This is a genomic window from Sulfurimonas sp. C5 (genome assembly GCF_029872055.1).
In the GTDB taxonomy this organism is placed as follows: Bacteria; Campylobacterota; Campylobacteria; order Campylobacterales; family Sulfurimonadaceae; genus Sulfurimonas.
Genome location: NZ_JARXNQ010000002.1, coordinates 116,559 through 138,483 on the forward strand (window position 1 = coordinate 116,559; position 21,925 = coordinate 138,483).

At 35.9% G+C, this 21,925-nt stretch carries 25 protein-coding genes; 21 read left to right on the forward strand and 4 right to left on the reverse strand.

Annotated elements, in window-relative coordinates; all coding sequences use genetic code 11:
• Nucleotides 1–10 precede the first annotated feature (10 nt).
• From ccoO to P6N22_RS04900, 8 genes are all read left to right on the forward strand, one after another.
• On the forward strand, nt 11–703 hold the full coding sequence (ccoO, locus tag P6N22_RS04865; RefSeq protein WP_280330710.1) for a cytochrome-c oxidase, cbb3-type subunit II: 693 nt from the start codon (nt 11–13) through the stop codon (nt 701–703).
• Nucleotides 704–713: 10 nt separating this feature from the next.
• Nucleotides 714–917, forward strand: coding sequence for a cytochrome c oxidase, cbb3-type, CcoQ subunit (locus P6N22_RS04870; protein WP_280330712.1), 204 nt, complete (start codon nt 714–716; stop codon nt 915–917).
• Between the two features lie 9 nt (nt 918–926).
• Nucleotides 927–1,874, forward strand: coding sequence for a c-type cytochrome (locus P6N22_RS04875; RefSeq protein WP_280330713.1), 948 nt, complete (start codon nt 927–929; stop codon nt 1,872–1,874).
• A 1-nt stretch (nt 1,875) separates the two neighbouring features.
• Nucleotides 1,876–2,118 carry a DUF4006 family protein gene (locus P6N22_RS04880; RefSeq protein WP_280330715.1) on the forward strand — a complete coding sequence of 81 codons (243 nt, stop codon included), beginning with the start codon at nt 1,876–1,878 and terminating at the stop codon, nt 2,116–2,118.
• A 113-nt stretch (nt 2,119–2,231) separates the two neighbouring features.
• Entirely contained in the window at nt 2,232–2,942 is a 711-nt protein-coding gene (locus P6N22_RS04885; protein ID WP_280330717.1) for a 3-dehydroquinate dehydratase, read from the forward strand.
• A complete protein-coding gene (locus tag P6N22_RS04890) occupies nt 2,926–3,435 on the forward strand; it encodes a FixH family protein (RefSeq protein ID WP_280330719.1) in 510 nt (169 codons plus the stop codon). The genes P6N22_RS04885 and P6N22_RS04890 overlap by 17 nt, the downstream gene beginning before the upstream one ends.
• 2 nt (nt 3,436–3,437) lie before the next feature.
• Nucleotides 3,438–5,783, forward strand: coding sequence for a PD-(D/E)XK nuclease family protein (locus P6N22_RS04895; RefSeq protein WP_280330720.1), 2,346 nt, complete (start codon nt 3,438–3,440; stop codon nt 5,781–5,783).
• A gap of 2 nt (nt 5,784–5,785) precedes the next feature.
• On the forward strand, nt 5,786–8,500 hold the full coding sequence (locus P6N22_RS04900; protein ID WP_280330722.1) for a RecB-like helicase: 2,715 nt from the start codon (nt 5,786–5,788) through the stop codon (nt 8,498–8,500).
• On the opposite strand, the gene P6N22_RS04905 is transcribed toward P6N22_RS04900, so the two are convergent.
• From P6N22_RS04905 to P6N22_RS04920, 4 genes are read right to left on the reverse strand one after another with little or no spacing between them, the layout of a single operon-like run.
• A complete protein-coding gene (locus P6N22_RS04905; protein ID WP_280330723.1) occupies nt 8,497–9,348 on the reverse strand; it encodes an ATP-binding cassette domain-containing protein in 852 nt (283 codons plus the stop codon). The two genes, P6N22_RS04900 and P6N22_RS04905, sit on opposite strands and share 4 nt — an antisense overlap.
• Nucleotides 9,348–10,031, reverse strand: a complete 684-nt coding sequence (gene modB, locus P6N22_RS04910) for a molybdate ABC transporter permease subunit (RefSeq protein ID WP_280330725.1) — start codon at nt 10,029–10,031, stop codon at nt 9,348–9,350. The genes P6N22_RS04905 and modB overlap by 1 nt, the downstream gene beginning before the upstream one ends.
• A gap of 3 nt (nt 10,032–10,034) precedes the next feature.
• Nucleotides 10,035–10,430: a TOBE domain-containing protein gene (locus P6N22_RS04915; RefSeq protein ID WP_280330727.1), complete on the reverse strand. Its 396-nt coding sequence runs from the start codon at nt 10,428–10,430 to the stop codon at nt 10,035–10,037.
• A gap of 8 nt (nt 10,431–10,438) precedes the next feature.
• Nucleotides 10,439–11,905, reverse strand: coding sequence for an OprD family outer membrane porin (locus tag P6N22_RS04920; protein WP_280330729.1), 1,467 nt, complete (start codon nt 11,903–11,905; stop codon nt 10,439–10,441).
• Between the two features lie 268 nt (nt 11,906–12,173).
• On the opposite strand from P6N22_RS04920, the gene rplM reads away from it, so the two are divergent.
• The 13 genes from rplM to P6N22_RS04985 all read left to right on the forward strand — a co-directional run bounded on the left by rplM (nt 12,174) and on the right by P6N22_RS04985 (nt 21,916).
• Complete coding sequence (rplM, locus tag P6N22_RS04925; protein ID WP_280330731.1) at nt 12,174–12,596, forward strand: 50S ribosomal protein L13; 423 nt, start codon at nt 12,174–12,176, stop codon at nt 12,594–12,596.
• Between the two features lie 11 nt (nt 12,597–12,607).
• The gene (gene rpsI, locus P6N22_RS04930) at nt 12,608–13,000 is read left to right on the forward strand and encodes a 30S ribosomal protein S9 (RefSeq protein WP_280330732.1); all 393 of its coding nucleotides are present in this window, start codon (nt 12,608–12,610) and stop codon (nt 12,998–13,000) included.
• A gap of 93 nt (nt 13,001–13,093) precedes the next feature.
• The gene (locus tag P6N22_RS04935; RefSeq protein WP_280330734.1) at nt 13,094–14,590 is read left to right on the forward strand and encodes a peptide-binding protein; all 1,497 of its coding nucleotides are present in this window, start codon (nt 13,094–13,096) and stop codon (nt 14,588–14,590) included.
• A 1-nt stretch (nt 14,591) separates the two neighbouring features.
• The gene (locus P6N22_RS04940; RefSeq protein ID WP_280330736.1) at nt 14,592–15,239 is read left to right on the forward strand and encodes an HAD-IA family hydrolase; all 648 of its coding nucleotides are present in this window, start codon (nt 14,592–14,594) and stop codon (nt 15,237–15,239) included.
• 122 nt (nt 15,240–15,361) lie between these two features.
• A complete protein-coding gene (locus P6N22_RS04945) occupies nt 15,362–15,919 on the forward strand; it encodes a pyruvate flavodoxin oxidoreductase subunit gamma (RefSeq protein WP_280330738.1) in 558 nt (185 codons plus the stop codon).
• Nucleotides 15,920–15,929: 10 nt separating this feature from the next.
• The gene (locus P6N22_RS04950) at nt 15,930–16,325 is read left to right on the forward strand and encodes a 4Fe-4S dicluster-binding protein (protein WP_280330739.1); all 396 of its coding nucleotides are present in this window, start codon (nt 15,930–15,932) and stop codon (nt 16,323–16,325) included.
• Entirely contained in the window at nt 16,326–17,549 is a 1,224-nt protein-coding gene (locus P6N22_RS04955; RefSeq protein ID WP_280330741.1) for a 2-oxoacid:ferredoxin oxidoreductase subunit alpha, read from the forward strand. It abuts the gene before it with no gap.
• A 9-nt stretch (nt 17,550–17,558) separates the two neighbouring features.
• A complete protein-coding gene (locus tag P6N22_RS04960) occupies nt 17,559–18,515 on the forward strand; it encodes a thiamine pyrophosphate-dependent enzyme (protein WP_280330742.1) in 957 nt (318 codons plus the stop codon).
• 191 nt (nt 18,516–18,706) lie between these two features.
• Complete coding sequence (amrA, locus tag P6N22_RS04965; RefSeq protein WP_280330744.1) at nt 18,707–19,279, forward strand: AmmeMemoRadiSam system protein A; 573 nt, start codon at nt 18,707–18,709, stop codon at nt 19,277–19,279.
• The gene (gene amrS / locus P6N22_RS04970; protein ID WP_280330746.1) at nt 19,260–20,249 is read left to right on the forward strand and encodes an AmmeMemoRadiSam system radical SAM enzyme; all 990 of its coding nucleotides are present in this window, start codon (nt 19,260–19,262) and stop codon (nt 20,247–20,249) included. Before amrA ends, amrS begins: the two co-directional genes overlap by 20 nt.
• Nucleotides 20,246–21,031, forward strand: coding sequence for an AmmeMemoRadiSam system protein B (gene amrB, locus P6N22_RS04975; protein ID WP_280330748.1), 786 nt, complete (start codon nt 20,246–20,248; stop codon nt 21,029–21,031). Before amrS ends, amrB begins: the two co-directional genes overlap by 4 nt.
• A gap of 70 nt (nt 21,032–21,101) precedes the next feature.
• Nucleotides 21,102–21,611, forward strand: coding sequence for an S-ribosylhomocysteine lyase (gene luxS, locus P6N22_RS04980; RefSeq protein ID WP_280330750.1), 510 nt, complete (start codon nt 21,102–21,104; stop codon nt 21,609–21,611).
• Between the two features lie 2 nt (nt 21,612–21,613).
• Nucleotides 21,614–21,916 carry a hypothetical protein gene (locus tag P6N22_RS04985; protein WP_280330752.1) on the forward strand — a complete coding sequence of 101 codons (303 nt, stop codon included), beginning with the start codon at nt 21,614–21,616 and terminating at the stop codon, nt 21,914–21,916.
• Nucleotides 21,917–21,925 lie beyond the last annotated feature (9 nt).

The window sequence follows — 21,925 nt, forward strand, 5'->3', positions numbered from 1 at the left end:
GGATTATATTATGTTTCATTGGTTAGAAAAACACCCGTTCTTATTCGCGGTAGGTGTATTTGTTGTTATTGCTTTCGCTGGTTTAATCGAGATTGTTCCAAGTTTTACTCAGGCATCTCGTCCACTTGTTGGTACAGCTCCTTATTCAACTCTTGAATTAGCTGGTCGTCATGTTTATATTAAAAACAGCTGTAATGCTTGTCACTCTCAATTAATTCGTCCATTTAAAGCTGAAACTGACCGTTACGGTCACTACTCTTTAAGCGGTGAATATGCGTATGATAGACCATTCCTTTGGGGTTCTAAAAGAACTGGTCCAGACTTAATGCGTGTTGGTAACTATAGAACTACTGACTGGCATGAGCATCATATGAAAGATCCTGTATCGGTTGTTCCTGGTTCAATTATGCCTGGATACCCTTGGATGTTTGACAATTTAGCAAATATCGATACTGCATATGCTGAACAAGTTACAGTTTCTAAAGTTTTCTCAGTTCCATATAACAAAGCAGTTCCTACAAAAGACGGTGGTACTGTAACAGTAGCTATGGGTAAAGATTTAGCAGATGCTAGAGCTATGGCTTTAGAAGAAGCAAAAGTTATTGCAGCGGATATGAAAGATCCAAAAGTTAAAGCAGCAGTAGAAGCTGGTAATATTCCAGAAATCGTTGCTTTAATTGCATATTTAAATAGTTTAAAATAAAGGGTTGAGTGTGAATATTACTGAAATTCAAGGTTATGCTTACTTTTTCTTTACAGTGTTTTTGACAGTAGGTTTATATGCTTATATTTACCATCTATATAAAAATAAAAAAGATGAGTCGGGTGTTGATTATGAAGACTACAGTAATATGGCACTTAAAGATGATATAGTAGACACTCCGGTGAAGTCTGTATCTGAAAAAGAAGATAAATAGGAGAGATATATGAATAAGCTAACGCTTGGGGGAATTATCTTTGCTGCTCTTATGCTTGCACTAACATACTTATCTGTTGGTGGTTCTAAGGGTGGATTAAATGGTGATATCGTCAATATGCTTGCTGCTGCAGGTGCGGTTGCGCTTGTAATAATTACAGTATTTGTAGTTATTAAGTATGTTCGCCAAATGCAAACTGATACTGCAACTGGTGAATTGGCAGAAGAAAATTGGGATGATATCGGTGAATATAAAAACCCAGTTCCAATGGGATGGGCTATTATGTTTATGGCTCTTATCATTTGGGGTATGGCATACTTTACGGTTTTATATCCGGTAAATGCATATTCTCAAATCGGTGAATATAATGAAGATGCAAAAGCACACGATGCTAAATTCTCTAAAAAATATGCAGACATTAAAGGGAACGAACTCATTAAAATGGGTGAGTCTGTGTTTATTGCAGAGTGTAAAGTATGTCACGGTGCAGATGGTAAAGGTTTAAACGGAAAAGCTGCTAATCTTCATGAAAGAATTAGTGCTGAAAACGTAAAACATGTAATCAATAACGGTTCTGCTTACGGAATTCTTGGTGAAGGTTCAATGATGCCTGATCGTAACGGTCTGTTTAATGCTAATACTAATGCTGCTCTTACAGATGCAGAAATTGATACTGTTGCAGCTTATGTTGCTAATGGTATGACAGGTGAAGGTGCTGATATCTTTGCTGGTACTTGTGCAATGTGTCACGGTGCAGACGGTAAAGGTGTTGAATATATGGGTCCAAACATTGCTGCTTTCGATACTACATTAGTTGAAAACGTATTAGCACATGGTAAAAAAGGTGCTATTGGTGCAATGCCATCTTTTGCAAGACTTAACCAAAAACAAAGAGAAGCTGCAGCTGCTTACATTAGTGCAGGATTACCTGATACTGATGATTTAGAAGGAGAATAACATGAATGAAAATAGAAGTGTTTTCGCCCTTGACGGTGTAACAGGTATGTTAATAGCAACTGTACTACTACTAAGCATTTTAGTTGGTTTAACTATTGCTGGTTTAGGTGTACAAAATGCAAACGCAGAAAACTTCTACGAAGTAAAAAATGAAACTTCAATCGGTTCAGGAATCGGTTTTGGTGAAGGTCACACTACATCAAAAGCTGAAGACCATATCGTTTCAGTTTCAGTGAAAAAATAAGAAGGGGGAGAGAGATGGAAAAAGTTATTTCTTGGAGCCTTGTAGTAATGGCTATTTATACACTTTACGCTGTTGTAACTCCTAACCACTTATATATTGGGTAGGAAGTTTCTTTGAGTAAACTACACAGAGGGCTTTACGCCCTCATCCTCATTATTTTTTTTCAATCACAATTAATTGCAGAATATTTATATAAAGATGAAGTTGTTCACAGAGAACCTTTTACAAAAGATATTGAACTCTTAGGAAGTGAATTATATGCTAAAACAGGAGTCGCTTTACGACTTTTGATGCTTAAAGAGCTCCCAGATGGTCAAGATATGTATAAGTATGAACAAGAATTACTAGCTACTTTTAAAGAACCGACTATTCTTTTAGTTTTTTCTGAGATGGATACACAAGTAGATATACAAGTAAACGATCCGGCTTTATATAAATATTTTAATAGAGGACAAGTTTTGAGTCCTACCACGTCAATTGTTCAAGCATATATTATTGCTATGATGTATGCAGATAGTTGGGAGCATTTTAATCAACTGAGAACTGAGTACGGAGGTTCGATTTTACCTCTTTTAGCAGGTAAAGCAAAAAATGAGCAAATAGTAGGAAAATATGCCGCTTCTATGTATAACGGTTATTTAGATATTGCGCATCAAGTGGCTGCTTCAAAAGGTATCACACTTGAAAACGATCCGGGTGATGCGAATCAAGAAGCATTATTTTGGGTGAAGTTGTTTTTCTACGGTTTTGTTTTATATGGTATAGTTCTATACATTAGAAAAAAGATAGAACTTAGAAGGCTGAAAAATGAGTCAAAAGAGTAGCGGTAAAATATGGCCTTATATAGTTGGCGGCTCAATCACATTAGTATTTGGAATGTGTGTTGCAACTATTATGGTTACAAGTAAAGCAGATATTCAAGAGAGTAATGCATATTTAAGTAAGTATCAAGATGCTGATGCAAGAGCAAATGAACTGATTTATGCACGTATTGCATTTGATAAAAAATACAATGTTGCATATCTTACAGAAGGTATAGGTGGGGATAACCCGCAAATTAAGTACAAAGTGACTGATAAAGAGGGCAATGCAGTAAATGATGCGGAGCTTTTAGTGGATATCAGTAGACCGGAAACGGCAAAGTTTAACCAAGAACTTAAAAGTTTTACGGTTGAAGATGGCGTATATACATTCGAGGGTGCACAATTTCCTAAAGTTGGTGTATGGAATCTGATTGCTAAAGTAAAAGTTGGTGAGAACTACAGATTTTATAATTTAAAAGCAGATACTCGCATTAAAGAGGTATTTGAATTCTAACTATGGATAATACAACCATAGTTTTTTCTTCTTCTCGTGCTATCAGGCACGAGCAACTAAAAAACAAAAATCAAACACTTTTCTTACCAAGCTATATAACTATGAGTGAGTTTATATCAAAGTTATGCATAGTCCATGGGTATAAATATATAGATGATGACAGTCGTATATTATTATTGCTTCAGGCATCTGATTTTAAAGCATTTGAAAAACTTCAGATTGAACGTAATTTTTTTACATTTACAAAAAACAGCTCTTATATTTTTAAATTTTTTGAAGAGTTGAGTGCAGAACTATATGATATCAACAATCTACGTAATGCGGATTTATACGCAGAATATGAAGAACATATTACAATTTTAGAAGAGTTATATCATCGATATGAAGCTTTGTGTAACGAAAAGAAAGTACTAGATAAAATCTTTTTGCCGAAGCTGTATAGTTTTAACCAGGGATTTTTAAAAGCTACGAAAAGTGTTACGATCAATTTAGACGGATATCTCACAAACTTTGAAATAGAACTTCTGGAACAAACTGCCCTGCAGCTTGAGTTACAGATAAGGTTTTTTGCCACACCTTTTAATCATAAGATGCAGCAAAAGTTTGAAGAGTTTGGTTTTGAACTTCAAAGCGGCTATGAATATCTTTTAAATCTGACAACAAAAGCAATAATTGCACAAACAAAAATCGAAACCATTAAAAATGTGTCGTGTGAAAGTTTCAGTGAGGACCTTTTACAGATAGCATTTATAAAAAAGAAAGTGTACGAATTCATTCAAAAGAGACATGAGCCTGAAAAGATTGCAGTAATACTTCCGAACGAATCTAAAGCGGAATTACTAAAAAGTTTTGATGAGAAATCAAACTTTAACTTTGCAATGGGGAGCTCTTTTAAACAGAGCAAGATTTATACACTACTTGATGCAAATGTAAAAGCATTAGAGCAGGACTCTCAGGAAAATACACATCGTTCTCGACGTTTTGGCAGAGAACTTACAGAGATTATTTTGGAGATGTATGCTGCCCGTAATGATTTTAAAGTGATTGAGGAGTGTTTTTACAAGATTCGAGAGTTTATCGGTGATAAAACAGAGTTAAAGATCTATGATCAAGAGTTGTACAGCTTTTTAAAAGTATTGCCGTTCATGCAGGATATGGGTTCAAAATCTATTTTAAACTTGTTTATGCAAAGACTTGCTAAAAGTTCTATTGATGATGTGCGAGGCGGTAAGATTACTGTAATGGGAGTTTTAGAGAGTCGTGGAATTGCATTTGACGGTGTAATTATTGTAGATTTCAATGAAGGTGTAGTTCCTAAAAAAAGCGATAAAGATATGTTTCTAAACACAAAGATTAGAGAATATGCACAGCTTCCTACAATGAATGATCGCGAAAACCTCCAAAAACATTATTACAATATGTTGATATTAAACGCTAAAGAAGTTGCAATCTCGTATGTAAAAAGTGCCGATGCAAATCCGAGCAGATTTTTAAAACAACTCCACATCAATGAAACAAAAAACTATGATGAGCATCAGTACGCATCTGTACTCTTTCAAAGAAACACTTCAAAAGAGCAAAATGAAGAAAATATTGTAGTGCCGTACAGTTTTAGAAATCAAAAACTTTCAAATACGAAATTAAAAACTTATCTTACTTGTAAACGCAAATTTTATTTGCAATATGTTCAAAGATTGAATGACCATAAGATTCCAAAAGATATTCCGGAGGAGTATGAAATAGGGGACCACGTTCACCGTGCATTATGCAGTTTATACACTAAAAAAAGTTTTTACAGTGATCTAAACGAACTACAGCGTGATCTTGAAAAAGAGCTTGACAGCGTTTGCGAGGATAACGAGTTTATCCGCTATCAGATCGCAATGCAAAAAAAGATCTTGGAGAAATTTTGTAAAACTGAGATCAAACGCTTTGCAGAGGGCTATAGCGTACTTGCTACTGAAAAACCTTTAGAGGTGGAGTATGAGGGTGTAATACTCAGCGGTATCATTGATAGAGTAGACGTACGTGATGGAGAGTTAAGTGTACTTGACTATAAAACGGGTTCTTATGCAATGTACACTAAAAACAGTGTCACTGAAGCGACAGACTTTCAGTTAGAGTTTTATACATTGCTGGCTTCTAAACTGGGTAATGTGTCTGAGTGCGGTTTTTATGATCTCAAAGAGTGCAAGATCGTGAATGAAACCTTTTTGGATGAGAAGATGGCACTCCTGCAGGCAAACATTAAAGACCTTTTAATGGTGGAGTCGATCGAAGTTGAGAAATGTGAAGATACAAAGAACTGTTTGTATTGCCCTTATAAAATTATGTGTGGTAGAGAGTAGCTATGTCTGGATTTATAAATAATTTAGCCTATGAAGCAAGTGCGGGAAGCGGAAAGACTTTTATGCTTGTCGTGCGTTACTTGTCATTGCTTTTTCAAGGGGCTGATCCAAGCAAAATATTAGCACTTACTTTTACCAACAAAGCGGCAGCAGAGATGAGTGAGCGTATTGTCGAGACACTTGAAGAGCTTGAAAGCAGAGGTGAACTTTGCGAGATTGTAAAAGTGACAGGTTTTTCACAAGAGCAGCTTCTTGCGCAAAGAGATCAGATCCTAAAAGAGTTTCTAAACGCAAATACGAAGATTATGACGATTGACAGTTTCTTTACAAAAGTACTTCGCAAGTTTTCACTATACACCTCCTTGATGCCTGACTTTACAACCGCATCTTCTCAACATGAGCTAAAACTTCTAAGCAGATTTTTATCTGAAGTAAGTGTGGCAAATAAACGAAATACTCTGATCGAACTTTCACTTGAATCAAAAAAAAGAGTTACCGATATTTTCAGTCTTTTAAATCAGTTTTATGAGAAAAAAGAGGAACTTGCTAACTTTAGTTATAAACGTTTGTATGAGAAAAGTTATGAGGCGAGGGCACTCGAAGCGTTAGAGAATATTAAAAAGATTGTAGCTTCTTGTAAAGGGGCATCGGCTACTTTGCAAAAAGCTGTAAATCTGGATAGTTTTGAAGAGTTGTTAAATACCACCTGGGTGTATAAAGATACTTTGGATTACTGGGTATTTAAAAAGTGTTTTACGCCAGATATGGATTATAACCTGACGATTATTCAGGAGTGTGTGCAGGAGTATTTTGCCCAAAAAGAGCAAAACTTTTTTTATGCCCTTAATGAACTTGTTGCAATCTATAAAAAATCGAAAAAAGCACTTTATGTAGATGACAGTGAACTGAGTTTCTCTGACGTAACACTGTTAGTATATGAGATACTACATCGTCTGGATGACAGTGAGTTTTTATATTTTAGAATAGATGCAACGATCGAGCATATGCTGCTTGATGAGTTTCAAGATACGAGTATCATTCAATACGAAATTTTAAAGCCGCTCATTAATGAAATCACATCAGGAAACGGTGTAGCTGAAAACGGCAGTTTCTTTTTCGTTGGGGATGTAAAGCAGTCTATTTACAGGTTCCGTGGTGGTGTTTCGGCTTTATTTGGTGAGGTTGCAAAACAGAACAATACACAGATCGAAAAACTGCGTGTGAACTATCGTTCACAAAAAGAAGTAGTAGAGTTTGTCAACAACACTTTTATAAACAAGATTAAAAACTACACACCGCAGTTAGTACGTGAAGATGTTACAGGTGGTTATGTTTCAATTACGACAGATGATGAAGTTTTAGAGGCAACACTCACTCAAGTGCAGGAACTTTTAGAAAAAGGTGCAGATGTAGATGAGATCGCAATACTCTGTGCGACAAACGGTGACGGGGAAGAGATCAAAAATCTTTTAACTGAGAAGAAGATTGATGTTGTAACTGAGACTACAACTAAGCTAATTAATCAAAGAGCCGTAAAAGCAGTTCTTGAATACTTGAAATATCTCTATTTTCAAGAAGAGATTTACAAACATAACTTTTTTGCCTTGCTTGGGCGTGAAGTTGAAGTGATAGAAAGAGTTGATTTTAGCAGGGTAAAACTGGTTGATGTAGTAAAATCTGCTATCGATAAATATAAACTGTTTGAAGATGATTTTCACTTGATGCGCTTTATTACAGCACTGCAAAATTATCAAGATATTGAGGCACTGCTTTTTGAATATGAACGTCTTGAGATCTCTGCAGCGGCAAGTGACATCAGCGGGGTGAGGGTGCTTACTATCCATAAGTCTAAAGGTCTCGAGTACGAGCACGTTATCGTGATGGACAGACTTAAAAAAGCTCCTGCACCTAGAGACAGCATCATTTACAAATATGAGGGAATTGAGCTGCAAAGTATCTACTTGCGTATTAAAAATAGAGATTTACTTGATCCTGAATACGCAGAAGCGCTTGCAAAAGAGAAAACTCTGATCGAAGAAGACAGTTTAAACGGTTTGTATGTTGCCTTTACAAGGGCGAGAGAAAACCTGTTTATCATCAAAAAAACAAAAGATTCCCTTTTTGACCTTTTGGAACTCTCAGACGGAAGTTTCGGCACTTTAAAACTTGCACCAAAAGAGCAAAAAGCACCAGTAGTCTATGAAAAGATGAACTACCGAGACTTTTATTACGGCACGCAAGTTGAGATTTTGGCATATGAAGAGGAGAAAGAGGAAGACTTAGCAAGTATCAACTTCGGTTTGGCAACCCACTATACTTTGGAGATGCTAGAGGAGTTTACTACAGAGTCATTGCCAAGTGCGCTCTCTATGACGGAAAACAAATTCGGTTTTGCTTTAGAGGAACACGAGTTTGCCGAAATCGAAAAAAGAGTAAAACAGCTTTTAGAAAATAATCAGTTTGCAGAACTTGTGCATGGTGAGTGTTACAAAGAAAAAGGGCTTAAATATAAAAATAATCTGCGTTATATAGACCTGCTTGTAAAAAAAGAGGACAAATGGATGATTATTGATTACAAGACGGGTGAACACTTTCACAAAGAATATATAAAACAGGTAAAAAGTTATATCAAAGCAGTTGAAGAGATTACAAATCAAGAGGTAGAAGGGTATTTGTGCTACCTCTTAAGTGATGATGTAAAGATCGTAAAAGTTTAGTTGTTCAGCATCGGTGAAAATGCTTTTGTACTGACACTTAGCACTTGACCTATTTGAAGATTTTTTACCTCTTCATCACTTACAACTACTTCCACAAGCTGTTGTCCGATCGAGATGACGGCAACATTGATGACATCCACCTTAATGATGTCTAAAAGCTCTCCGTGAAATGAAAATTTAGCACTTCCCTGTGTTTTTAAAAGGATATTTTTCGGTATACCGTCAGCTTCAATTGAACCGTGATTCAATACTATGACACGAGAAGCTAAACGATAGATCTCACTTGGATCGTGACTTACCATGATCGTCGTAATGTTAAACTCTTTATGTAAGGCTAAAATCTCGTTTTGCAGTTTTGTACGCATTGTCGGATCTAGTGCTGAGAGCGGTTCATCAAGTAAAAGAATTTTTGGTCTGTTCATCAGTGATCGACACAGTGCCACACGCTGCTTTTGCCCACCGCTGAGTTGGTTTGGCAGTCTGTCTTGAAGTTCTGTCAGTTCCGTTACTTCTAAAAGATGTTCTGCAAGTTCTCTGTCTTTTTGAACAAATAGAAGGTTCTCAAGTACACTCATATTAGGAAAAAGTGCATAGTCTTGAAATACAAAACCTATCTCTCTCTTTTGCGGTGGTAATTTGTGTTTTTGATCTAGCCAGCTGTTTTGATCGACAGTAATATTTCCCTGTGCTTCTTCAAGACCGGCAAGAATTCTAAGCAGTGTCGTTTTACCGCTCCCGCTTTTTCCACTGAGGGCTACAAACTCCCCTTGTTTGATGTTGAGATCCACAAGGAGCTGCATATCTCCCTGAGAGCCTTGAAGTTGTTTAGTTATATTTAATTGAACCATTAATGTATACCGATCTTCTTTTGATATCTGCGATTAAAAATATAAACACTTAACAGTACTACAAAGCTAATAGTAACCATTATTGCCGAATAGATATGAGCCATTGAATAGTCCATAATCTCTACCATTTCATAGATCGCAACTGATGCAACCTTCGTCTCACCAGGAATACTTCCACCAACCATAAGTACGACACCAAACTCACCTACAGTATGAGCAAATGTGACTATTAGAGCAGTAAGGAGTGCCGGCTTGATATTTGGCAATGCTACATATAAAAGAGTTTGAGTTTTGTTTTTTCCAGCTATATAACTTGCTTCAATCATGTTTTTATTTAAAGATTCAAATCCACCTTGTAAAGGTTGGAGCATAAATGGCATAGAATAAAAAGCACTTGCAATCACTAAACCGGTAAATGAAAACACAAGTTTTACATCAAAAACATTTTCAAAGAAAGCGCCTATAGGTGAATTTTGTGAGAGTGCCACTAAAAGATAAAACCCGAGTACGGAAGGTGGCAGCACTATAGGAAGAGCCGTTACACTTTCTAAAAATGGTTTGATTTTCGAGCGGGTTTGCGAAAGATACCATGCAAAAGGAAGTGAGATTACAAACAGCACCAATGTTGTAATAGCTGCAAGTTTAAACGAAAGAAAAAATGGTTCAAAATCAATACCGAACATCTATTACTCCACTAAAGAAAGAGAAAGGTCACTTTCATTAATGAATGCATAGACTATTCCCCTCTCTTGTAAATTGAGTTTTTTTGCCTGTTTAGTTGTAATCATAGATTCTAAAATAATACCTGAAAAATCAAGTTTAAGCGTTGTTAAAACACTGCCGTAATTGATCGAGAGTATAGTCGTTTTCAACTGGTTTGCAATACTGATATCGCTGTTTTTCTCTCGAGAGATAATAATATTTGTAGACTTTACATAAAGCTGTACTTTTGTGCCCACTTGGATGTGGGGAGTAAGCTCCAAGGAGATCATGGAGAGTGTATGCTCTTTACATAAAAGTTGGACACGGTGAAGAGTTTGAATGGACTCTATCTCAGTGATCTCAGCTATAAAGTTACTCATATGGTTTCCTAGAATGTATAATTTAACTCTAATCTCGAGTCAATAAAATCTGTTTTAGTCTTGTCATCTTTAATGTAGTCGTTATAACCAAGTCTAAAACGGTATTGGAACTGAGGAGCTGATGCCAGGTTTTTAATATATCCGAAATAGTAAAACATTTTATCACTTTCTGACTTTGTTTTATCTCCGTCTACATATAAAACAGATGTTTGGAAAAATCCGTTTTTGTAAATACCTGTTTTGTTATCACCTTTTACAAGTTCAAGTCTATAGCTTTTTGTATTTGCTCTCCAGTTATAAATACCCATACTTCTTGTATAGCCTGCAGTCGGGAAACCTCTCCATGGAGTTACAAGATCCGCTTTATCTAAAATATTTGTATATCCTAAATTGATTTTATAATCATCAATTTTTGTTACGATTCTCGCTGCAATCATATCCGCTTTTAAAGAGTTAGGACTCTTATATCCGCTTGTGCTTCCAGTAAGTGAAGCGCCGCCGACAGCACCTGCACCGTTATCAAACTGGTGGATATATCTCACACCCGGAGTAACAGAAAAACCTCCAAGGTTCATATTGTAGTTTACTTCACCCATTGTTTGTGAGAGAAGTTCAGGAACTACGTACGATGCAAAATTGATTTGTAGATCTTTTACAGAGTTGTTTTGAAAATCAAGTACGATAAGCGGTGCACTTGTTGATTTTCCTGCTGTGCTTAATGCTGTATATGTTAAACCTTTATGCATTGCCGAATCATCATTTTGATTCCATTCAGGATGAATTGATGATGAAGAACTTGCATCACCGTACATTAAAACCGAATGTGAATCTTGATGATCTCTAAGTTTTTGTTTAGCAAGGTAAGCAACTTTTAGTTTTGAATCTTGAATATCTTTTGACTCAATAACAACACCGTCAAAACTGTTTGGAATCATTTTTGTATCATTAGACTTTGTATAAAAAGTTTCAACAAGTTGTCTACCTGCAATTAGTTTTGTTTTTGAAATTTTATACGCAATATTTGCTTGAGCAAATGTATAAAGAGATTTTGAACCAGTATTTACATAGTTAAAACGGCTGAATAGATCTTTACCTGCTTTAATAGTATTTACATTATCCTGTGTTTCACTAAAAAAAGCACGTGCACCATATCCTGCTATTGTAAAATCAAAACCATTATAGTCTGCACTTTTGTAAACAAGACTAGCACCTAGTCCACTAATAAAATGAGTGTTGCTTGTAGAGTCATCGTACCAAAAGTAGAAATTGTTATTACGTAGTCTTCCATAAAAATTTCCTTCTTTAAGCATATCAGTCAAACTATTCGCTTTTTTTTGTTTCTCAAAATAGACCATTTGTCCATTTGCTTTAATCGCAGAACGAACTTCAGGTTCATTTGCTTGAAGAGCACCAGATAAGAGTGCGATAGATGTGATTGTACTTAATAAGTGTAGTTTTTTCTTTATTATAAACATATCGTGTCCTATATAGAGGTAATTTTTCGTAGTATACAAAAAAATATAACGATATTGTAAAAAAGTTCATTATATCTTTTAAAATATAACGATATGTTACAATTTGTAATATTGGTGATTTTTGAGTATAATTTTAGAGAAAATCACTACAGCTTAATGAAAACTGAAATTAAGTAAAACTTTATTAAAAATTACTTAATTTAAACAAAATATAAGTTTTTATGACTATACTTCCACCACTAAAATATAAAACTTGAAAGGTTCAAGAATGAAATTTACTAAAATTGCTTCTGCTGAACAAATCGATCAAAAATGGGTTTTAATCGATGCAGAGGGTAAAACTTTTGGTCGTTTAATCACTGAAGTTGCAACTATCCTTCGTGGTAAAAACAAACCTTGTTATACTCCAAATATTGACTGTGGTGACTATGTAGTTATCATCAACGCTTCTAAAGCTACATTCAAAGGTTTAGACAAAATTGCTAACAAAGAGTACCACTCACACTCTGGTTACTTCGGTAGCACAAAAAGCGTTAAAATGACTGAGCTTTTAGAGAAAAACCCTGAGAAACTATACAAATTAGCTACTCGCGGTATGCTTCCTAAAACTAAGCTTGGTGCAAAAATGCTTAAAAAATTAAAAGTTTATGCAGGTGCTGAACATCCTCACACTGCACAAATTGCTAAGTAAGGACTAATATAATGGCAAACAAAATTTATGCAACAGGTCGTCGTAAGAGCTCAGTAGCAAAAGTATGGTTAACTCCAGGTAGCGGTAAAATCACTGTAAACGGTCTTTCTTTAGATGCGTTTTTAGGTGGTCTTGAAGCGAAAAAACTTCGTGTAAAACAACCATTAAACATTACTAAACAAGATGAAGCTGTAGATATCGTAGCAACTACTTTAGGTGGTGGTTTCGGTGGTCAAGCTGACGCACTTCGTCACGGAATTTCTCGTGCTTTAGTAAAATTTAACCCAGAGTTAAAAGCTATCCTTAAACCTGAAGGTATGATGACTCGTGATTCACGTGTTGTTGAACGTAAAAAACCAGGTAAAAGAAAAGCACGTCGTTCTCGCCAGTTCTCAAAACGTTAATCGTTTTTTCGAACACTTTTCTATCCAGAGGATTTTCTCTGGATATCCTTTCTTTCTATTTTCCCTTTTAAATTTTTTGTATATAATTCTCCAATGAAATTTCTTATAATATTTATTTTTACATTTAATCTATTAGCATCAACACTTCATCTTGCAACTTCAGCAAACCCTTCAAGGCTGAATCCTTTACTTGCAACAGACTCTAGCTCAGGAGAGATAGCGGGTTTTATTTTCAATGGACTTCTCAAATATGACAAAGATAACAAAGAGATAATTGGCGATCTGGCAAAAAATTATTATTTCAAAGATAATAAAACACTGGTATTTGAGTTGAAGCATGGAGTAAAGTGGCATGATGGTGAAGAGTTCACCGCCAAAGATGTCCTCTTTACTTATAAAACTTTGATCTCAGATAAAATATCTTCACCATATAGCGCAGGATTTAGATTTGTTTCAGATGTAAAAGTTCTCGATAAATATACAGTTGAAGTCAAATATACAAAACCTTATTTCAAAGCATTAGAGACTTGGATGATGGGTATAATCCCCGAACATATTTTAAAAGATGACCAAAATATTATGAATTCTAAGTTCAATACTCATCCAATTGGAACAGGAGCTTATAAACTTGAGAAGCTGGAGTTTTCTAAAGACATTGAACTGAGTGCTTTTGATGAATACTTTGAAGGCCGGGCAAAAATTGACAAGATTGCTTTTCATGTGATTGCAGATTCAATGACAAGTTTTTTGATGCTGAAATCTGCAAAGCTTGACCTTGGTTCACTTGAACCAATGGCGTATGAAAGACAATTAAACAAAGAGTTCTTCGAGAAGTTTAATATTTATGAAAAGATCGCTTTATCATATACATATTTAGGGTTTAACCTAAGAAAAAAGAAGTTTCAAGACCCCAATGTTCGTAAAGCACTTTCTCTAGCAATTAACAGACAAGAACTTGTAGATATTCTTTTTTTTCAACATGCAAAAGTTTGTACAGGACCTTTTTTACCTGGTAGTGCAGCGTTTAACGAAAACGTAAAAGCACCGAAACAAGATATAAATGAAGCAAAACGCTTACTCAAAAGTGCAGGCTATGATGAGAAAAACCCTTTTACTTTTGAGATCGCAACATCCAATTCAAGTTCTATAAGACCATATGCGGCAGAGATCCTACAGAACCAGTTAGCTCGTGCTGGGGTTATTGTAAAACTGCGTGTAATGGAGTGGCAGGCTTTTTTAAACACTGTCGTTTTCCCGCATAAGTTTGACACGGTACTACTTGGATGGGGATTATCACCTACACCGGATCCATATATGTTCTGGCATAGCGATAACGATAAAGTAGGCGGTTTTAATCTTGTAGGGTATAAAAATAAAAAGATTGATTCGATGATTGAAAAAACTCAGTCTATGGTTGACAGAGAAGCATTGGCAAAAAGCTGGCAGGAAATGTTTTCTATCATCACCCATGACAATCCGTATCTTTTTTTATATATTCCAAACTCGATAACAGCAGTAAATAAAGATATTAAAAACATTAAGCCTGCACTAGGCGGTATATGGCACAACTATATAGAATGGGAGAAATAATTTGATAATACTTTTTGATTTGGACGGAACCCTTATAGATTCTACAGAAGCTATTTTAGAAGGTTTCCATCATTCATTTGAAACTCATAATCATACTCATCCGAGTGATGAAGAGATCAAAGCACTTATCGGACATCCCTTAGATGTAATGTTTGCCGAGCTTGGAGCACCAGAGGAAAAGGTATGGGATTTTGTAGATACTTATAAAGAACATTATAGAAAAATTTCTACTCAAAAAACGGAACTTTTACCTTTGGCAAGAGAAGCAATATTATTAGCGAGCGAATTTGCCGAACTGGGTATCGTGACAACAAAAACAGGTAAATATTCTAGAGTTTTAATGGAACATTTTGGCGTAATGGATAAATTTCGAGTATTAATCGGGCGTGAAGATGTAGAAAATCCAAAACCTCACGCCGAACCTATTCAAAAAGCTTTGTCTGCTTTCGAAGATATAACAACTAAAGATATCTGGATGATCGGTGATACGGAATTAGACCTCATAAGTGCGCAGAATGCCTTGGTTAACGGGATTGGTGTGTTGTGTGGATACGGTATGGAAAATACCCTAAAACAATATACTTCAACAATATTTAATAACTCTCTTGAAGCTATAGAATATTTAAAGCGTGTAAAAGAAACACACTAAAAACTTGTAAACTAATATATATTATATTTTCAAGCTATATTTAAGTGCATCTTCTCTAAAATACTACCATCTAAAAGTATTGAGAAAAGTCAGCTTTTCTCGGGAAAGATTAAGGAGAATTTATGCTAGAAATCAGATGGCATAGTCGTGCTGGTCAAGGTGCCGTTACAGGTGCTAAAGGTTTAGCGGACGTTATTTCTACAACTGGTAAACATGTACAGGCATTCGCATTTTATGGTTCGGCAAAACGCGGTGCGGCAATGACTGCATATAATCGTGTTGATGACAGTGTGATTATGAATCACGAGAAATACATGGAACCTGATTATGTATTAGTGATCGACCCGGCATTAGTTTACACATCTGATGTAACTATCAACCATAAAGATACAACAAAGTATATTATTACAACTCACATGACTACTGAAGAGTTAAAAGCTTCTCAACCAAAATTAGCTGATAAAGAAGTTTATACTGTTGACTGTATCAAAATTGCACAAGAAACAATCGGTCGTCCTATCCCAAATACACCGATGTTAGGTGCATTAATGAAGATTTCTGGTATGTATGATATAGAGTTCTTTAAAGAAAGTATGATAAGAGTTCTTGCAAAATTACCACAAAAAATTGTTGATGCAAATATGATCGCTATTCAGCGTGCATATGATGAAGTAAAATAAGGAGCGTATAATGGCAAATACAGGTTGGAATGAATTTGAAATAGGAGCTATGTTACGTTCTTTCGAAGGTGGTATCGACGATATCGCCGGAACTTTACAAGAGGATCGTAATTACTCTAAAAGTAACTCGTTTACTGCTTCGGTTGCAGACTGGAGAATTGAAAAACCGGTTTTCAACAAAGACTATTGTATTGATTGTCAATTTTGTTGGATTTATTGTCCGGATATCTCTATTATTTCTAGAGATAAAAAAATGGTTGGTGTAGATATGGATCACTGTAAAGGGTGTGGTATCTGTGTTGAGGTTTGTCCTACAAACCCTAAATCACTTTTAATGTTCCCAGAGCATGCAGACGAAGAGACTGAAATTGCTAGATGGCCAGAGAAAGAAAGCAAGGAGAATTAAATGGCATTTGATAAAATGGAATTAAGAGAAGTTGAAGTATGGGATGGTAACTTTGCAGCTGCTCAAGCTATGAGACAATGTCAAATTGATGTTGTTGCTGCATACCCGATTACTCCATCTACTCCAATTGTTGAAGGATACGCGAAGTTCCTTGCTGATAACTATGTAGAGGGTGAATACGTTATGGTTGAGTCTGAGCATGCTGCTATGTCAGGATGTATCGGTGCTGCAGCTGCTGGTGGGCGTGTTGCTACTGCAACTTCTTCTCAAGGTTTCGCTTTAATGGTTGAAACTTTATACCAAGCATCTGGTATGCGTTTACCAATCGTACTTAACGTTGTAAACCGTGCACTTGCTGCTCCACTTAACGTTAACGGTGACCATTCAGATATGTATCTTGGCCGTGACTCTGGTTGGATTCAGTTTGATGCTTATTGTCCTCAAGATGCATATGATTTAAACTTCATTGCATTCAAAGTATCTGAAGACCATGATGTGAGATTACCTGCTATGGTTCACCAAGATGGTTTCATGACTTCACATACTGCACAAGGTGTACGTACTTTAAAAGATGATGATGCATACGGTTTTGTTGGTGACTTTAAACCAATGAACGATATGCTTGACTTTGAGCATCCTGTTACTCACGGTGTTCAAACAGAAGAAGACTGGCACTTTGAGCATAAAGCTCGTCAACACAACGACCTTATGACTAAAGTATTACCAAAAATTCAAACTGCATTTGATGAATTTGAAAAACTTTCAGGTCGTAAATACAACATTGTTGAAAAATACGATATGGACGATGCTGATGTAGCAGTAGTTTGTATGGGTACTTCAGTTGAAACTGCTCGTGAAGTTGCAACTGAAATGAGAGAAAAAGGGATCAAAGCAGGTGTAGTTGGCTTACGTGTAATCCGTCCATTCCCATTTATGCAGATCCAAGAAGCGCTTAAAGGTTGTAAAGCTGTTGCAACACTTGACCGTTCTTCTCCAAATGGTGCTCCAGGTATGTTATTTAACGAAATTTCAGGTTGTTTATATAACCTAGAAACTCGTCCAATGCTTTCTGGTAAAGTTTATGGTCTTGGTGGTCGTGACTTAACTAAGAAACATTTAACAGACCTATATACTGAGCTTCAAGCAAATGTAGATGCGGGTAAAGTTACTACTCCATTACAAGAGTTTATCGGTGTTCGTGGACCGAAACTATCATTTTTATAGGATTGTATCATGAGTGAAATGAAAAAAATTAAAAACTTAAAAGAGTTCTCAACTTCTGCAGACAGATTTGAAGGTGCAAACCTTCTTTGTCCTGGTTGTGCTCACTCTATCATCGTTCGTGAAGTTTTAAATGCTACAAACGATGACTTAGTACTTTCAGCTTCAACAGGATGTCTTGAAGTATGTACGGCAGTTTACCCATATACATCATGGGATGCTTCTTGGATCCACATCGGTTTCGAGAATGGTTCAACTGCAGTTGCAGGTGCTGAAGCTATGTATAAAGCACTTAAAACAAAAGGTCGTCTAAAACAACCTGATCGTAACCCTAAATTCGTATCTTTCGCTGGTGACGGTGCATCTTACGATATCGGTTTCCAATGGATCTCTGGATGTATGGAACGTGGTCACAACATCATGCACGTTGTTTTAGATAACGAAGTATATGCAAATACTGGTGGTCAACGTTCATCTTCTACACCAATCGGTGGTAGTAATACTACAACACCAGCTGGTCGTGTATCTTATGGTGAGAAACAAAATAAAAAAGATATGGTAGCTATTATGGCTGCTCACGGTATCCCATATTCTGCACAAGTTGCTCCAAATAAATGGAAAGATATGGTTAAGAAAATCCAACACGGTTTTGCAGTTGACGGTCCTGTATTTATCAATGCAGTATCACCTTGTACAACTGAGTGGAAATTCGATCCAAAAGACACAATGATGTTAACAGACCTCTCAACTGATTCATTAGTATTCCCACTATATGAAATCATTGACGGACATGAGTTAAACATCACTTACCGTCCTAAAAACGTAGTACCGGTTGAAGAGTATCTTGCAGCACAAGGTCGTTTCAAACACTTATTTAAAGATGAGTATAAATACCTTATCAAAGAGTGGCAAGAGAGAGTAGATGCTAACTGGGCATACTTAAACCGCCGTGAAGAAGCTCGCGTATAATAGCGAAGTTTAATCTTGGCAAACCTTGCATCCAAGTAGCAAACGGCAGACTTTTAGTCTAGCCTTTTGCTACTTTAACACAATTCTTACTAAATCTAAAACTTCTTTCGTATTGTAAAACTTATAAAATTTTCTTTTTTTCAATTTTTGTACTATAATATTTTCATATAGCTCCAAATTGGAGGTTCTTTATGTTAGACCCCGTACTGTTACGCATTGCAAAAAGTGCTATTTTGGAAGAGTTGGATCAAAGTTATAGTTTTGATTTAAAAGATGTAATCGATAAATATCCTTTTTTAGAAAAAAAGGGGGCTTGTTTTGTTACTTTACATTCCCATAAAGATTTACGAGGCTGTATAGGTTCTATAATAGCTCATCAAACACTGCTTAGAGATCTTATTGATAATGCGTATGCAGCTGCATTTTCTGATCCTAGATTTTCCCCATTAGAGTTTAAGGAACTCCATAATATTAATCTCGAAATTTCACTGCTTAGTTCGCCTGAATTGATAGAGTACAGTGACTATACTGATCTTCTTGAGAAACTTGAACCAAACAAAGACGGACTCATTATTAATCATAACGGATATCAGGGGACATTCTTACCACAGGTTTGGGAACAGCTCCAAACTCCGGAATTATTTTTAGAACATCTTGCGTACAAGGCAAATCTAACACCTTCAGTTTATTTAAATCATCCAAAAATTTATAGATATAGAGTAGAAACTATAGAGGAGAAATTCGATGCAATACTACCGATCTAAAGATGAACATTCTATCATATGCGTTTTGTGTCAGCACTACTGCACATTAAAAGAGAATAAACACGGGATATGTGGAATTAATTATAATATTGACGGAGAACTTGTAAATAAGACTTACGGACATCCAAGTGCTTTGCATATAGATCCAATCGAGAAAAAACCGCTGTATCACTTTTTACCAGGTTCACGCTCATTATCTCTTGGTACGGTCGGATGTAACTTCCGATGTCCGTTTTGTCAGAATTATGAAATCTCCCAAACTACAGATGTAAACGAAGCTGCAGATTATCCTCCTGAAAAGATAGTAGCTCTAGCACTCGAACACAAAACACAAAGTATCAGCTACACATACAATGAACCAACCATTTGGTATCCATATGCAAAAGATATAGGAATACTGGCAAAGCAAAACGGTTTGAAAAATGTTTTTGTATCCAGTGGATATGAATCTCATGAAGTATTAGAAGATATGAAGAGTTGGGTTGATGCGGCAAATATAGATCTTAAAAGCTTCTCGCATGATTATTACAAAAAAGTACTCAAAACAAATCTAGACGGAGTTCTTGATTCCCTAGAACGTTTTGCAAAAAGTGATATATGGCTTGAGATCACAACGCTTTTAATTCCCGGAGTTAATGACTCTGAAGAGGAGATAAATAATATGGCAGAGTTTATCTCAACAAAACTGGGTTTAGATATCCCCTGGCATTTTAGTGCTTTTCATCCCGATTATAAGATGATGGATACTCCGAGTACACCAATAGAAACACTAAACAAAGCAAAAGAGATAGCTCACAGCTATGGGATAAAATATGTCTACTTAGGAAATGTAATTAATGACGGTAGTACCTATTGTCCAAAATGTGGGGCACGAGTTATAGAAAGAGAAGGGTACAGTACGGAGATAGTTTGTTTGGAAGAGTCTCGATGTTGCGAATGTGGCGAACCTATTGAAGGAGTTTGGCAATGAAAAGGGCAATGAGTGTAGCAGGAAGTTTTTATCCGGCATCGAACGAGGAAATTGAGAGTTATTTAAAGTATTTCAATAAGGTTTTTGAAAAACACTTTTCGCTCATAGATACATGCAGTAGGGCTGTGATAGTACCACATGCAGGATATATATATTCAGGGTTTACTGCAAATATTGCATATAGAATTTTACAAAATTCAGCTATAAAAAGGTTTGTTGTCATTGGTCCATCTCATCGTATAGGATTCAACGGAATAAGTTTATGTGAGTTTGAAGAGTATGATACACCTTTTGGAGCTTTAAAATGTGACCAAGAGATTGTAAAAGCTTTGCAGGAGAACTTTCAGATCGGATGTGTACCTGAAGCACATCATGAACATTCAACAGAGGTACAGTTCCCCTTTTTAAAACATTATATTCCTGATGCAACACTTGTAGAACTGGTGTATTCAAGTGTAGATACAGAGAGTGTATCGCATATCATAGATTATTTATTAAAACAAAATGATATAGGGATAATTATAAGTACGGACCTAAGTCATTTTTATACTTTAAAAGAGGCAAACTTACGCGATCAGATCTGTATAAATGCGATTGAGAACTTAAATCTGGAGAAATTGGAAGAGGGGTGTGAAGCTTGTGGTATGATAGGGGTGAAAGCTTTACTTACAAGTGCTAAAAAATTCTCTATGCAGCCGCATATTATTGATTATAGAACGAGTGCTGATGTGAGTAACGATACTGAGAGTGTCGTTGGATATGTTAGTGCTTATTTTACATAATTAGTTTCAATCCTCAGTTATATAAATCAAAAAGACGATAAAATACCTAAAAAATAAAAGGGAAGTAATTATGCCTTTATTAGATTCATTTACGGTTGATCACACAATCATGCCAGCACCTGCAGTTCGTCGTGCTAAGGGGATGAAAACACCATCTGGAGATAAGATTACTGTTTTTGACCTCCGTTTTTACAAGCCAAATGTAGATAAAATGGATGGGAAAGGATTACATACATTAGAGCATCTTTTTGCCGGTTTTATGAGAGATCATTTAAATTCTAAAAAAGTAGAGATTATAGATATCTCTCCAATGGGTTGTAGAACTGGTTTTTATATGTCTGTAATCGGTACACCTTCAGAGAAAAAAGTGGCAAAAGCATGGAAAGAATCTATGGAAGATGTACTAAGCGTTAAATCTGAAAAAGATATTCCTGAACTCAATGTATATCAGTGCGGTACGTATAAAATGCACTCACTTAAAAATGCTAAAAAGATAGCATCTGATGTACTGAGCCATAAAATAGGTGTAATGGATAATGAAAAATTAAAATTAAATTTGAAAAAAGTAGGGAAAAAATAGAGATGTATATTGTTCTTCCAATGGATAGTGATGATGTTCAAGAAGCATCACTAGTAAGTGTAGCCGATGTTAAGGTTTGGGCACAGATTCTTATTGAAGCAGGAGAGGTTGTAGAGATCTTACATGCAGATGCATTTGATGCATTTGACAACCTTTCTGAAGCGGTAGTTCTAATCAATGATTTTGAAAACCCTATGCCGTTTTTAGAATACAATATGATGCCCCTTGTTGCACATACGCAGAGAAGTATAGACGATATTGTAGAAGCGTTTTTATTCCGTGAACTACATGATATGGCGGTTTAAGGGTCATAT